The sequence below is a fragment of the Paenibacillus sp. FSL H7-0943 genome, from assembly GCF_037963265.1.
Taxonomy (GTDB): domain Bacteria; phylum Bacillota; class Bacilli; order Paenibacillales; family Paenibacillaceae; genus Paenibacillus_AQ; species Paenibacillus_AQ odorifer.
On the sequence record NZ_CP150148.1, the window covers coordinates 1,950,123 to 1,964,111 of the forward strand.

The window sequence follows — 13,989 nt, forward strand, 5'->3', positions numbered from 1 at the left end:
ACAATTTAGGAGGCATTTATCATGGACGACAAACTTAGGATTGAAAGCAGACTGGCACAAATAGGTTCACAAGAAGATCCGGCTACCGGAGCCATTAATTTCCCTATCTATAATGCTACGGCATTCCGTCACCCGAAGCTTGGGCAGAGCACAGGTTTCGATTATAGCCGTACCAAAAGTCCAACCCGTTCCGTACTAGAGAATGCGGCTGCGGAATTGGAGTCTGGTGATGCAGGTTTTGCCTGTAGTTCTGGGATGGCAGCTATTCAAACCATATTTACCCTGTTTGGGCAAGGCGATCACTTGATCGTTTCGCTGGATCTTTACGGCGGGACCTATCGTTTGTTGGAACGAATTATGTCCAAGTTTGGAATCACTGCTTCCTATGTAGATACGAATGATTTGGATGCGCTTGAGGCTTCACGTCTTCCAAATACGAAGGCGATATTTATTGAAACGCCAACGAATCCTTTGATGATGGTTACGGATATTGCAGCCGTTGCTACTTGGGCCCGTCATCATGGGCTGCTCACAATTGTAGACAATACACTGCTGACTCCATTTTTCCAGCGTCCTCTGGAATTAGGTGCGGACATTGTAGTCCATAGTGCTACCAAATATTTGGGCGGACACAATGATGTACTTGCGGGTCTTATTGTATCTAAAGGAGCTGAATTATCCGCTGAAATAGCGATTCTACATAACTCTATTGGCGCTGTGCTTGGGCCAACAGACAGTTATCAGCTGATGAGAGGCATGAAGACACTGGCCCTGCGTATGGAACGGCACGAGAGCAATGCGCTAGCAATTGCCCGCTATCTACAAGAGCATCCGGCGATTGCGGAAGTGTTCCATCCAGGCCTGCCGGATCATCCGGGATATGAAATCCAGAATCGCCAGTCCTCGGGCAATACCGGAATTTTTTCTTTCAAATTAAAAGATGCCAGATACGTAGAACCTCTGCTTCGTCATATCCGGCTTATTGCCTTCGCGGAGAGCCTCGGCGGGGTTGAATCGCTAATGACCTATCCTGCAGTACAGACGCATGCGGATATTCCTGTGGAAATTCGGAATGCGGTGGGTGTAGATGATCGATTGCTGCGCTTCTCGGTCGGTATTGAACATGCGGAGGATCTAATTGCTGATCTTGGTCAAGCTTTAGAGGCTGCGCGGGCGGAAATCGAAACGAAGTAAAAGTAACGGCAACCCAGATCGGCACCGAATGCTGGGAAATATCGAGGATCTATCTCACCGTTGATTTAGAGCTGGTGTTGGACGCAGGATGAAATAGAGCTGTCTCATAAGCCGGGAATTGGCTGCTGGGATAGCTCTTCTTTTTGGACTTTTTGCTATTGGACACAGCTGACCTTAGACACAGCATTATTACACATTTGGAATGTTAACGGACTCCACAGCAGCTATTGCGCTAAAAACCAGCCTTCATGAGTCTCTTGTCAAGGAATAGCGTGGCTGGAGTCCATAACTATGCTCCAAAGGCTAAATACTAACTAATAACGTCATCTGTGTCCGGCAGCCTCAAGGAATTTTGATTCACCGGGTGCAGGCAGCAATGTAAGGACTCTTTCTGCTGGATGGTATCTTGCTAAGAAAGTAAAAAGTTTTTCAAGCTGTTCAGATTGTGATACGATGAGGAAATGAACTGTTCATTTATTAAAATATAAGGTATAAGTTACATACTATACTTTATCCTTATGTTACTACGAGAAACGGTTGTTATCTCTAAAGGACGACAACGTTATTTTTCTTGTGATTTTGTGAATCTACCATATCCCTAAGGGTTTAAAAGGAGGATGCGAACGATGAGTACGATAGATCTTATTTTGGATAAAGCCCTGCGGGGTGACCGTCTCCAATTGGAAGATACCATCCGACTATTCGAGAGCAACGAAATTGAGAAAATGGGTGCTGCTGCAAACACTATTATGGAACGCTGGCATCCGGACCCGTTAGCCACATTTGTAATTGGCCGTAATATTAACTATACGAATGTATGTGATGTGTACTGCCGTTTTTGTGCTTTTTACCGCAGACCAGGCTCGGATGAAGGCTATGTGCTGCCAGATGAAACGATTTATCAAAAAATTGCTGAAACGATTGCTGTTAATGGTACAGAAATTCTTATGCAAGGTGGAACTAATCCTAACCTTCCATTTAGCTACTATACAGATATACTGCGCGGAATTAAGCAACGTTTCCCTGAGATTACAATGCACTCCTTCTCTCCTGCGGAGATTATGAAGATGAAAGAAGTATCAGGATTACCACTGGAACAAGTGGTTCGTGAAATTCATGCTGCGGGTCTGGATTCCTTGCCAGGCGGAGGCGCAGAAATTCTTGATGACCGTACACGCCGCAAAATCAGCCGGCTAAAAGGCTCGTGGCGCGAGTGGATGGATGTAATGCAGACAGCACATAAAGTGGGTATGAATACAACAGCAACAATGGTGATTGGGCTTGGAGAAAGTATGGAAGAACGAGCTTTGCACTTACTACGTGTACGTGAGGCTCAGGATGAGTGTATTGCCAACAAATATGATTCTGAAGGTTTCTTGGCCTTTATCTCATGGACATTCCAGCCGGACAATACCAACCTGAAGCTGGACAGACAAACGCCTGAGGAATATCTGAAGACGGTAGCGATCAGCCGCCTTGTGTTGGATAATATTAAGAACTTCCAATCTTCTTGGGTCACTATGGGGCCAGAGGTCGGCAAGCTCTCCTTGCAATATGGCTGCAACGATTTCGGCAGCACAATGATTGAAGAGAACGTAGTATCTTCAGCGGGTGCGACTTATAAGGTAAACATCGAGTCGATTACTCAGCTGATTCGCGAAGCAGGCAAAGTTCCAGCACAGCGGAATACACGTTATGATATTCTGCGGGTGTTCGATGATCCTAATGCGAAGATTGATAATGATTTTGTAATGCAGAACTAATATATATTAATTATTAATCAACGCTTGATGCTTGTTAATCCTTAAGTGGATTACTGAGCATCAAGCGTTTTTTTGTAAGGTTAGGATTACGATCATTAGTAAGCCTTATTGCAGAACACATCTGAATCTTCGCTTGTTATATCATCCGCTAGGCGTACGGACCCAGTGGACCTTAATTGCAAATTCAGCGCTTCTTGAGTCGGGGTTCGGACCCCAGCGACGCTATTCCTTGAAAAGAGCCCCATATAGGCTGGTTTTTAGTGCAATAGGGACTGTGGGGTCCGATAGCACAGGGGAAATCGGAAAATGTGGCGTATAAGAGCATCAGTGTCCGATAGAGCTGAAGTATACGAACATTTTGAACTAAGGTTAACTACACAAACGAGGGTTGGTGTGGAGTACGCCTTTTAACGAAGCTTTATATAAATGTGAACATAAAAATATTTTTTTATTTCTTTTTACCCATTCACATTATTATCCAAAAGTGATATCATAATCATATCAAAAGAATATCTAGTGGGGGTGCTTTTATGAAAGAGAAAACGCTTCGTCCTGTCAGTGGATTTTGGGTTCTCGCCTTAATTGCAGTTTGTTTAGCTGGGGGAATTTATGGTGCGGTTCAAGAGTATGTCGCAGTGCCAGTCATTCTGTTCGTTGTAGCTGGGGTATTATGTACAAGTGTTACGGTTGTGCAGCCCAATAAGTCGGTTGTAGTTACCTTTTTCGGACAATATGTAGGGACTATCGTGACAAGTGGCTTGTTTGCAGTCATTCCGTTCAGTTTGCGCAAGACGGTTTCCCTCCGCGTACGTAACTTTAACAGTGTCAAGCTGAAGGTTAATGATGTGGAAGGTAATCCGATTGAAATTGCTGCAGTTATCGTATTTAAGGTAATTAACTCTGCAAAAGCGCTTTTTGATGTAGATAAATATATGGCGTTTGTGGAAATTCAAAGTGAAACAGCGCTGCGTCATGTGGCCAGTAAATACCCGTATGATAACTTCAATGAATCGGGCATGTCCCTGCGGGCCAATGCAGATGAGATTGCTAAAGAATTGGCAACCGAGCTGCAAGAACGTTTGTCGATATCTGGTGTAGAGGTCATTGAAGCCCGGCTCACACACTTGGCTTATTCCACAGAGATTGCCAGTACAATGTTGCAACGTCAGCAAGCATCTGCAATTCTGTCCGCTCGTCAAATCATTGTTGAAGGCGCTGTGGGCATGGTCGATATGGCGATTAAACAGCTTAAAGAGAGTGGCGTGGTTGAGCTTGATGAGGAACGCAAAGCGGCGATGATTAATAATCTGATGGTTGCGATCGTGTCGGAGCGCGGAGCGAGTCCGGTCATTAACGCCGGCTCGTTGTACTAAGGCGGTGCATCATGGCGGCCAAGAAAAGCTTTCCACTGCGGATTGATCCGGATTTACATGAGGCGCTGGAACGATGGGCGGGAGAGGAATTTCGCAGCGTAAACGGACATATCGAATACTTGTTGCGTGAGTCTTTGAAACGTGCAGGCCGCTTACCTGAAAAAAAACGGCGAGAGGAATAACCATAGAAGGGCTGTTTCAGCATCCATGTATTGGCTGCAAAAACAGTCCTTATGTGTGTCTTCTGCCTGCGCTTCTATCATTTTGGACCCTTTTCTGACTTGACTGTCAGAGAGGACAGATTTATAATTACTCCATAATTCACGTTAACAGCATTGACGAAGATATGAGTTGATTGTTCTGGACCGTTCAGAGAGAGGAAACTTAGGCTGAAATTTCCTCCGGCATCCTGCTTTCGATTTACCCCTTTGTAGCTGCGGTTTTGAATTCCCTGCAATGGGATAGTAAGAGCTGCCGGTTCATGGTCGTTACTCCATGCTTACGAAGGATTCAATCTTCACTCCGCTTGAGGATTCAAGGGAGGCTAGAGAGAATCGAATTTGGGTGGAACCACGGGTGTAATCGCTCGTCCCTTTGCGGGACGGGCGTTTTTTTGTGTGCGTGGATATTATTGTTCCGCAAAGGTTAAAGGGCCCTTAGGCTTAATTATATGAAGGAGGAATTAGCAATGTCAGTAAGTATTAAGCTTCCGGACGGTTCTGTCCGTGAATACGCAGAGGGTAGCAGTATTGATGATGTAGCAGCTTCTATTAGCAGTGGCCTGCGCAAAAATGCAGCAGCGGGGAAATTGAACGGTATCGTTGTCGATTTATCTACTCCCCTTGAAGAGGGCGCACTGGTAGAGATCGTAACTTTGGATTCACCTGAAGGTCTGGAGGTTATGCGTCACAGTACAGCTCACTTGATGGCTCAAGCGGTTAGACGTTTGTTCGGAACAAAAGAAGTTAAGCTTGGTGTAGGTCCGGTCATTGAAGATGGCTTCTACTACGATATGGATCTGGAACATCCTCTAAATCCTGAAGATTTGCTCAAAATCGAAAAGGAAATGGACCGCATAATTTCGGAGAACCTGCCGATCGTGCGCAAAGAAGTTAGCCGCAAGGAAGCACTTGAAATTTTCGGTGAGCTAGGTGATCCTTACAAGCTGGAATTGATCGAGGCATTGCCTGAAGATAGCGTAATTTCTATCTATGAACAAGGAGAATTCTTCGACCTATGCCGTGGACCCCATGTGCCTTCGACTGCTAAGATCAAAGTCTTTAAATTGATGAATGTAGCCGGTGCTTACTGGCGCGGCGACAGCAAGAATAAGATGCTTCAACGCGTATACGGCACAGCTTGGATTAAAAAAGCTCAGCTTGATGAGCATCTTCGTCTGCTTGAAGAAGCGAAGAAACGCGATCACCGGAAGCTTGGTAAAGAGCTTGAAATCTTTACATTTAATCAATTGGTAGGACAAGGCTTGCCAATCTGGTTGCCTAAGGGTGCTAAATTGCGCAGTATTCTGGAGCGTTATATCGTAGATCTGGAAGCAAGTCTTGGCTATCAGCATGTATACACACCAGTTCTGGGTAATGTTGAACTGTACAAAACTTCAGGACACTGGGAGCACTATCAAGAGGACATGTTCCCTAAGATGACTATCGACAATGAAGAATTTGTTCTTCGTCCAATGAACTGCCCGCATCACATGATGATTTATAAGAGCTCGATGCACAGCTACCGTGATCTGCCGATCCGTATTGCTGAGCTTGGTATCCAGCACCGTTATGAAATGTCAGGCGCATTGACTGGCTTACACCGTGTACGCTCGATGACTCTTAATGACTCCCATATTTTCTGCCGTCTGGACCAAATTAAAGGCGAGTTCATTCGTGTAATCGAATTGATTAAACAGGTATACAGTGACTTTGGTATTAATGACTACCGTTTCCGGTTGTCCTATCGTGATCCTAAGGATACTGAGAAATATTATGCAAATGACGAAATGTGGGAAACTGCACAGCGGATGTTGCGTGAGGTTGTAGAGGAAGCTGGACTGCCGTTCTACGAAGCAGAAGGCGAAGCTGCATTCTATGGTCCTAAACTTGATGTGCAAATTAAGACTGTATTAGGTAAAGAAGAGACTCTGTCTACTGTACAAATCGACTTCTTGCTGCCTGAACGTTTTGAACTGGAATATATCGGCGATGATGGTCAAAAACACCGTCCAGTCGTTTTACACCGCGGAATCTTGGGTACAATGGAACGTTTTGTTGCCTTCCTGTTAGAGAACTTTGCGGGCTCGCTGCCGCTTTGGTTATCTCCACAGCAGGTTAAAGTAATTCCTGTATCGACAGCGTTCGACGATTATGCCAAGGAAGTTACAGACAAGCTGCGTCGCCGTGGTATCTCTGCTGAAGCAGATCTCCGCAATGAGAAGCTGGGTTATAAGATTCGCGAAGCTCAGCTTGAGAAACTGCCATACATGTTCGTAGTTGGCGAGAATGAGATGAACGCTCAGACGGTTTCCATCCGTAAACGCGGGGAAGGCGACATTGGAGCTAAGCCGCTTCAAGAAGTGATTGAGCTCTTGTCTCAGGAAATTGCTGATCGTGTGATCTCCTAGTTTCTTGTAATTAACAACACCAAAATTACGTCTAAATAAGACCTCTGTTATATGCCAATGAGGATCAACTTCTGATCTTCATGTATAAAATTTTGTGAATCGGGAAACCTTCGCTAATAAGGGGGAGGTTTTTCACATGAACAAAATGGGCATATTTCAGAGGTTTTGGTGTCTTTTTGTCACCATCGTTTTGCTATTGACCGCTGCTGGAATCATTCCAGAATCTAAGCAACAGGCAGTAGGGGCCATTGGGACAGGAGACACTTTACAGCACACGGGTATTAACAAAACGCTATCGAACGAGTTGCAATATACCAAGGCTAATTCTGTGTTTATGAGAACTACAGATGATAAGGTCATTCTTACGACTGGCCGTGCCACACTTATGTCAAACGAGGCGCATTCCGTCGCACCTGTATTACCTGCAACAACAAAAAATAAACCAGCAGCGACGAAGGCACCGCAGAGCACCAAAGCTCCAACCACTAAAACAAACGGTGGCAGCGGATCTTCCAAACAGTTACCAAATTCTATTCCTGTAGCCGCACCTGCGGAAGACCAGATCATTACTTCAATGAAAGTGATGGCGACTGGATATACTGCAGGTTATGAATCTACAGGTAAAACATCTAAACATCCCGAATATGGAATTACCTATTCAGGGGTAAAAGTGCGCAGAGACAAAAATACAGTCTCAACCATTGCTGCGGACCCTAAGGTTTTGCCGCTGGGGAGTATTCTTTATATACCGGGCTATGGATATGCCATAGTTGCTGATACAGGCTCGGCTATTAAAGGGCGGAAGATTGATCTGTATTTTGCTACTACGAAACAGGTGTATAAGGAATGGGGCAAAAAATCAGTTGTAGTTCAACTCATTAAGCGTGGTAACGGGACTTGTACGGAAGTCATGCTGAAGAAGCTGAGCCAAGCGATTGAGACTTACAAAGCAGTACCGCAATCCATGCTCGAAGAATCCATTTAAAGGGATTGAACTTATTTTCACTTGGTCATGCATAATAGTGACATCACCTTGCCATAATACGGACTGGGGCAAAGCAATTGCCTCTTCCGAGATGTTCTCTTAGTAAGCATATTCTATGCTGCATAAGAGAAAAGGAGGTGAATTCCGTGGCCAATAACAAGAAATCTAAAGTACAAGAAAATTACAAAACACCAAATGAAAAATACAATGCTGAGTTTGCTGTTGAGAATGACGGCGCTACTAAGCAAAGTGGAAATACTTCTAAACCAGCTCAGAAACCGCAACAATAATGCGCTGACTGAAGCAGAAGACTGCTGAAAAAAAGAGACTGTCCAATTCAGTTAATTACTGAGGGACAGTCTTTTTTCATATATAATGAAGTAAATAGAATTTTATCCCATTCATCTCAGTCTAGAGACTGAGGGGAAGTTCCTTCTCTCGCCGCTGTTTCTCAGTACTTCATTCCTGTAGACTAAGGCTATAAGATTGAAGAAGAGAGCGTTCCACTACTTTAAAGGGGAAATGAATGATGAAAAGAAGGTTCACCAGCCAGGTTTTAGGCGGCCTGATCCTGATAGGGATTGGAGCTATGTTTCTACTGAGACAATTAGGTTACACTGATTTCAGCTTAGGTTACCTGATTTCGAATTATTGGCCGGTAATTTTGATCCTAATGGGAATGAACCGGCTTTTAGGTACAGGGGATGGACAATCCAAAGGTTCTTCACCTATCGGCGGCTTTTTCTTTCTGGCGATCGGAGTGTTTTTCCTTGGACGGAATTTAGATTGGTTCGATATTTCAGCCGGGGATTTTTTCAAAATGTTCATTCCAGTTATGTTGATTGGCGGCGGACTTTATGTGATTTTTAAACCACGGGGTTCAGTACCACCACCTGTGCCACCAGCTCCATCGTCACCACCAGATCACTTTCCTTCAGGAAAAAGCTCACTAGATGTGGAGCCGCCCAAACCACTGGATTCCACACTTGATGAACAATTTGAGCAAAAATTCGGCAAGGCTTCTGGTCAACGCGACTGGAAGGACTATCTTCAAAAAGATGAAGAAGACGATGAGGACGAAACAGGATCTTATAAGTCCAGCGCTGAAGCACGTTGGCAAGAGAAGCAGGAACGACACGAGCGCAGACGTCAGGAACGTCATGAGCGTCATGCTCATAGACATGGTAAATGGCATGAGGAATTCCATGAATCAAATAATCAAAAGGAATCGACCAATCGCTCTGCTTTTATCGGAGATGTCCACATGGGGCGCGAGCATTTCCAACTGAAGAACACGAATATCTCGCAGTTTATCGGCGATACCGTACTGGATCTGACGAATGCACAGATTGCTTATGGCGAAACGAGGATTAATATTTCCGCTTTTATAGGCGACATTAAAGTGTACATTCCGAATGATATGGATCTTGGCATCTCGGTGAACAGCAGTTCTTTTATCGGGGATATGGAAGTTCTGGATCAGTCTCGCAGTGGTTTTATGAGCAGTGTACAGTGCAAGACTCCTTATTATAAAGAAGCAGGCAAAAAAGTCCGTATAAATGTAAGTGCATTTATAGGTGACATTAAAGTTAAAACGGTGGGTTAGATGGGGACAATCTTCAGTAATACCAAATGGTTGCTGTTGTTTTACTTTTTGCTCACTGGAGCGGTAAGCGCAGGATTGATGTATGCAGGCACTTGCCTTGGTTATATCGAAGTGAAGGATTATCGGATGTGGCTGTACTTATGTCTCGGGATTGTGTTGTTCACTGTAGTTATCGGCTATATGGCAGGCCAGCGGATTCAGCGCCGGATTGATCATCTGGATCTGAATATGCTGCAGGTCGCCAAAGGAAATCTGTCCGTACGGATGCCAGAAAGTGACGATCAGTCTTTTGCCCGAGTGTATCACGAGTTTAATGTCATGATGGATACGGTCGAGAATAAGATGCAGCTGCTACAGCGATTGGGTGAACAAGAGGTTATTGAGAAGGAACAGGCAGCGGAGAGTGCGGTGTTGGAGGAAAGAAGGCGTATGGCCCGGGATCTGCATGATACGGTGAGCCAACAGCTTTTTGCCATCCATATGTCGGCTTCTTCGCTGCCTAAAGTGCTGAAGGTCAATGAAGCTCAAGGTCAAATGGTCATGGACCAGTTGATTACAATGTCTCAGATGGCACAAAAACAAATGAGAGCATTAATTGCACAACTGCGTCCGGTGGAGCTGGAAGGTCGAAATCTGTTCGAGGCGCTGGAAAAATGGTTTCCCGATTATTGCCGCCAGAATGGCTTAAAAGGAATGAAGGAGCTCGAACTTCAGGGCGAGTTATCGGAAGCAATCGAACATCAGCTGTTCCTAATTATTCAAGAGGCGATGGCGAATATTGTGAAGCATGCCGGGGCTAGACTGGTCAGTCTATCACTTCGTGAAGGATCAAGACAAGTTGTGCTGAGTATTAGTGATGACGGTCAAGGTTTTGAACATGTGCAGCAAAAACAAGGCTCCTACGGTCTCACCACCATGCGCGAACGGGCGGAGAAACTGGGTGGGCAAGTGGAGATTATTAGCCGCAAGGGTGCGGGAACGACGATCCGTGTACATATTCCTAAGTTTGTTCAAGGGAACCCAGAATTAGAGCAGAATAGATCGTTAGGAACAGATACACAGGACGAGGAGGAGTAGAGCATGAGTGTCATAAAAGTGTTGCTCGTAGATGATCATGATATGGTACGGATGGGCCTCAAAACTTATCTAATGTTGGAGCCTACATTCGAGGTCATCGGTGAGGCGGCGAATGGACAAGAGGCGCTGGAGATGCTGCGTGCTGGTGGACATGAAGGTCTGCCTGACCTCGTGCTGATGGATTTGATGATGCCAGTGATGAATGGTGCCGAGACCACAAGAGCAGTGCTGGCTGAATTTCCTGGCCTCAAAATCGTGATCCTCACCAGCTTCCTGGAGGATGATCTTGTTGTAGATGCTATAGAGGCTGGTGCAGTCAGCTATGTGCTCAAAACAGTGTCGGCAGAAGAGTTAATCTACGCATTGCAAGGGGCTTACCGCGGCATGCCAGTCATGACGGGTGATGTGTCACAGGCGCTGACCCGTGGTATTCGCCAGCGCACCGTGCAAGGTGATTCCTCCGGTTTAACAGAGCGTGAGAAGGAAGTCCTGCTGCTTATAGCTGAGGGCAAGACCAATAAGGATATCGGTGAGGAGCTGCATATCAGCATCAAGACAGTGAAGACGCATGTCAGCAATCTGTTGATGAAATGCGAGCTTGATGACCGTACCCAGTTGGCTATTTACGCTCATCGGAAGGGCTGGGCTCAGGGGTAGGACTTGTAGACTAAGGTGCATTACTATTTGAAATGGTTTTAGAAGCTCGGGCCGCGATGTTTTTCGCGCCCGAGCTTCTTTTTTTACTTTCCTGCCTAATCTCCTCCCATTTGCCTATATCTTTTATCTGCGCTTAAATTGTTTTTAATGTGACCTTAAGGTTTAAAGTACAAAATAAGAACATGAAAACAAATTAATCCTTGTCACGGCGACAGGAAGCAGGAGGAAAGATAAACATGGACGATAACAAAAACAACTTCAATCGCGACAATGGACCAGCACCAGATCGGGAATGGGACAATAATAACAATAGCAGCAATAATAATAATTCATCTGAAGCAGGATCATCATCATACTACTATTCTTACGGACCTTTTAAATCTTTGAACAAAGACGAGAATAACACTGACGGTGGCGCACAGCACTACAATCGGATGGAGCCAGAACGTGTCGAGGTTACACCTCCACAGCCTGTAAAGCCATTGCCTTATAACACATCGCTTCGCACCACTGGCTATGATGGCAATGGTGGTGGCCGCGGAGGAAATGGCGGTGGCGGTTCTGAAGGTGGCGGCGGCTGGCAATATAATAAAAAACCAAAAAGCTCGTTAAAAACAGTGCTGGTATCATTCCTAGCCGGTATGGTCGTTCTCTCGGGCTCAATGTATATGGCAGACAGAGGTAACTGGTTTACGGGAGATACAGCTACAACGGTTGCTAGCTCCGGAACGAATGGAACGGCGAAGACAACGGGCGAGAGTGCAGGTGTTGCGCCTTCTACTTCTACTACATCCTTGGTGACTGGATCTCGTGATGTGACAGGTGTTGTTGATGCGGTGGGACCAGCAGTTGTTAAGATTGAGACACTAGTTAAATCTAATTCGCGTAATGGAAGCTCATCCAGTCCGAATCTGAGTGATCCCTTCTCACAATTTTTCTTCGGGGATCAATACAGTGGAAATGGTTCTTCCCAAAATGAACAGGATTCCAAATCAGGATCTGATTCTTCATCACAGCTTATCCCTTATGGAATTGGAACAGGCTTCATTTATGAGAAATCCGGCTATATTTTGACCAACCAGCACGTAATTGACAATGCCGATGTAATCCAAGTCACCGTGGATGGCGTAACCAAGCCTTATGAAGCGAAGCTGCTAGGTTCTAGCAAAGATCTGGATTTGGCTGTGCTTAAAATTGAAGGAGATAGTGATTTCCCTACAGTAGCACTGGGAGATTCGGATAGCATAAAGGTAGGTTCAGAAGTGGTTGCTATCGGTAACCCGCAAGGCTTTGATCATACTGTAACTTCCGGTGTTCTTAGTGCAAAAGGACGCAGTATTGATATTAACGAAGAAGATGGCAGTGGAACACGTAATTACAAAAACCTGCTGCAAACCGACGCTTCTATCAACCCGGGTAACTCAGGTGGGCCGTTGCTCAACATGAATGGGCAGGTAATTGGGATGAATGTAGCCGTCAGCACGGATTCTCAAGGTATTGGTTTCGCAATCGCTGTGAATACGATTAAAGAAGTCGTAGATAAGCTGGAAGCCAACCAAGCCATTCCGAAAGAGCCGGTACCTTTCATTGGTGCAACTCTTATGACGATTACAGATGAGGTTGCTAAGCAAATGGGTACGGATATTAAAGAAGGTTCTGTGGTTGCAGACATCATCTATAAATCCCCAGCGTATACCGCTGACCTGCGCCCTTACGATATCATTACCGGTGCGAATGGAACGAAGTATGCAACCAACCAAGATCTGATTACTTTCATTCAAACGTTAAAAGTTGGTGACAAAGTAACATTAAATGTTGTGCGCGACGGTAAAACCATGGATCTTTCAGTTACCATCGGTAACAAAAATGATTTTGATACAACGACTACACAACAAAGTCAGCAGCAATAATACCGGACGGTAAGTCACACGGAAGGGGCGACCCTTCCGTTTTTGTCTAATTGTGATGTAAACTGCTACAATATATAAAAAGAACTGAACAATGGGGGCTGCTTGATGCGACCGAATATTCTAATTATTGATGATGACGAAAAGATTATTTCTATGCTGCGTAGAGGTTTAGCTTTTGAAGGTTACGATGTGAAAACAGCGGTGAATGGAGCGGATGGATTACGGGCAATCTTGAGCAGTGATCCGGATGTGGTAATTTTGGATGTAATGATGCCTCAGGTGGATGGTTTTGAAGTATGTCGCCGCTTGCGGGAAGGAGGCAGTAATGTTCCTGTTCTCATGCTTACCGCGAAGGATGAAATTGAGCACCGTGTAAAAGGGCTTGATCTGGGTGCGGACGATTATCTGGTTAAACCTTTCGCGCTGGAAGAACTGCTTGCACGTGTACGTGCGCTGCTTCGGCGTAAGAGTGAGCAAAACGAAGGTGGAGAGCAAGCGGTTTCTTATGAAGATATTACGCTGGATGTGGATTCACGTGAGGTTACCCGCGCCGGTAAAAGACTGGAGCTAACAGCGAAGGAATTTGAGCTGCTTCATCTTTTTATGCAAAATCCGAAACGTGTGCTTTCACGGGATCTGATCATGGATAAAATATGGGGTTATGATTATAGCGGTGAATCTAATGTGCTTGAGGTATACATAGCTATGCTACGTCAAAAGACGGAGGAGCATGGCGGTAAACGCCTCATTCAAACGATCCGGGGTGCCGGTTACATTCTAAGAGGTGACAACTAA

General features: G+C 45.2%; 12 protein-coding genes. All 12 read left to right on the forward strand.

All coding sequences use genetic code 11. From position 1 onward, the window contains the following. The first annotated feature begins 21 nt into the window (after positions 1-21). The 12 genes from NSQ55_RS08410 to NSQ55_RS08465 all read left to right on the forward strand — a co-directional run bounded on the left by NSQ55_RS08410 (position 22) and on the right by NSQ55_RS08465 (position 13,989). Entirely contained in the window at positions 22-1,194 is a 1,173-nt protein-coding gene (locus tag NSQ55_RS08410) for a PLP-dependent transferase (RefSeq protein WP_076184683.1), read from the forward strand. A gap of 626 nt (positions 1,195-1,820) precedes the next feature. After that, positions 1,821-2,957 carry a cyclic dehypoxanthinyl futalosine synthase gene (mqnC, locus tag NSQ55_RS08415; RefSeq protein ID WP_076184682.1) on the forward strand — a complete coding sequence of 379 codons (1,137 nt, stop codon included), beginning with the start codon at positions 1,821-1,823 and terminating at the stop codon, positions 2,955-2,957. 530 nt (positions 2,958-3,487) lie between these two features. Further along, a complete protein-coding gene (locus tag NSQ55_RS08420) occupies positions 3,488-4,330 on the forward strand; it encodes an SPFH domain-containing protein (RefSeq protein ID WP_036684473.1) in 843 nt (280 codons plus the stop codon). 11 nt (positions 4,331-4,341) lie between these two features. Further along, complete coding sequence (locus tag NSQ55_RS08425; protein ID WP_036684471.1) at positions 4,342-4,512, forward strand: toxin-antitoxin system HicB family antitoxin; 171 nt, start codon at positions 4,342-4,344, stop codon at positions 4,510-4,512. A gap of 506 nt (positions 4,513-5,018) precedes the next feature. Further along, positions 5,019-6,959 (forward strand): threonine--tRNA ligase, encoded by a 1,941-nt coding sequence (thrS, locus tag NSQ55_RS08430; RefSeq protein WP_076135889.1) that lies wholly within the window; start codon positions 5,019-5,021, stop codon positions 6,957-6,959. A 136-nt stretch (positions 6,960-7,095) separates the two neighbouring features. Beyond that, a complete protein-coding gene (locus tag NSQ55_RS08435) occupies positions 7,096-7,944 on the forward strand; it encodes a 3D domain-containing protein (protein ID WP_248547672.1) in 849 nt (282 codons plus the stop codon). 146 nt (positions 7,945-8,090) lie between these two features. Continuing rightward, the gene (locus NSQ55_RS08440; RefSeq protein ID WP_156113077.1) at positions 8,091-8,234 is read left to right on the forward strand and encodes a hypothetical protein; all 144 of its coding nucleotides are present in this window, start codon (positions 8,091-8,093) and stop codon (positions 8,232-8,234) included. A 236-nt stretch (positions 8,235-8,470) separates the two neighbouring features. Continuing rightward, complete coding sequence (gene liaF, locus NSQ55_RS08445; RefSeq protein ID WP_305954112.1) at positions 8,471-9,550, forward strand: cell wall-active antibiotics response protein LiaF; 1,080 nt, start codon at positions 8,471-8,473, stop codon at positions 9,548-9,550. Further along, a complete protein-coding gene (locus tag NSQ55_RS08450) occupies positions 9,551-10,627 on the forward strand; it encodes a sensor histidine kinase (protein ID WP_076126420.1) in 1,077 nt (358 codons plus the stop codon). It begins immediately after the preceding gene. Between the two features lie 3 nt (positions 10,628-10,630). Further along, the gene (locus NSQ55_RS08455) at positions 10,631-11,284 is read left to right on the forward strand and encodes a response regulator transcription factor (RefSeq protein WP_036684464.1); all 654 of its coding nucleotides are present in this window, start codon (positions 10,631-10,633) and stop codon (positions 11,282-11,284) included. A 236-nt stretch (positions 11,285-11,520) separates the two neighbouring features. Continuing rightward, on the forward strand, positions 11,521-13,194 hold the full coding sequence (locus NSQ55_RS08460) for a trypsin-like peptidase domain-containing protein (protein WP_076184679.1): 1,674 nt from the start codon (positions 11,521-11,523) through the stop codon (positions 13,192-13,194). Positions 13,195-13,299: 105 nt separating this feature from the next. After that, positions 13,300-13,989, forward strand: a complete 690-nt coding sequence (locus tag NSQ55_RS08465) for a response regulator transcription factor (protein ID WP_076126423.1) — start codon at positions 13,300-13,302, stop codon at positions 13,987-13,989.

Excerpts from the sequence above, each read along its gene's own strand:
- NSQ55_RS08410 (WP_076184683.1), top strand. The coding sequence starts at position 22 with ATGGACGACAAACTTAGGATTGAAAGCAGACTGGCACAAATAGGTTCA.
- mqnC (WP_076184682.1), top strand. The coding sequence starts at position 1,821 with ATGAGTACGATAGATCTTATTTTGGATAAAGCCCTGCGGGGTGACCGT.
- NSQ55_RS08420 (WP_036684473.1), top strand. The coding sequence starts at position 3,488 with ATGAAAGAGAAAACGCTTCGTCCTGTCAGTGGATTTTGGGTTCTCGCC.
- NSQ55_RS08425 (WP_036684471.1), top strand. The coding sequence starts at position 4,342 with ATGGCGGCCAAGAAAAGCTTTCCACTGCGGATTGATCCGGATTTACAT.
- thrS (WP_076135889.1), top strand. The coding sequence starts at position 5,019 with ATGTCAGTAAGTATTAAGCTTCCGGACGGTTCTGTCCGTGAATACGCA.
- NSQ55_RS08435 (WP_248547672.1), top strand. The coding sequence starts at position 7,096 with ATGAACAAAATGGGCATATTTCAGAGGTTTTGGTGTCTTTTTGTCACC.
- liaF (WP_305954112.1), top strand. The coding sequence starts at position 8,471 with ATGATGAAAAGAAGGTTCACCAGCCAGGTTTTAGGCGGCCTGATCCTG.
- NSQ55_RS08450 (WP_076126420.1), top strand. The coding sequence starts at position 9,551 with ATGGGGACAATCTTCAGTAATACCAAATGGTTGCTGTTGTTTTACTTT.
- NSQ55_RS08455 (WP_036684464.1), top strand. The coding sequence starts at position 10,631 with ATGAGTGTCATAAAAGTGTTGCTCGTAGATGATCATGATATGGTACGG.
- NSQ55_RS08460 (WP_076184679.1), top strand. The coding sequence starts at position 11,521 with ATGGACGATAACAAAAACAACTTCAATCGCGACAATGGACCAGCACCA.
- NSQ55_RS08465 (WP_076126423.1), top strand. The coding sequence starts at position 13,300 with ATGCGACCGAATATTCTAATTATTGATGATGACGAAAAGATTATTTCT.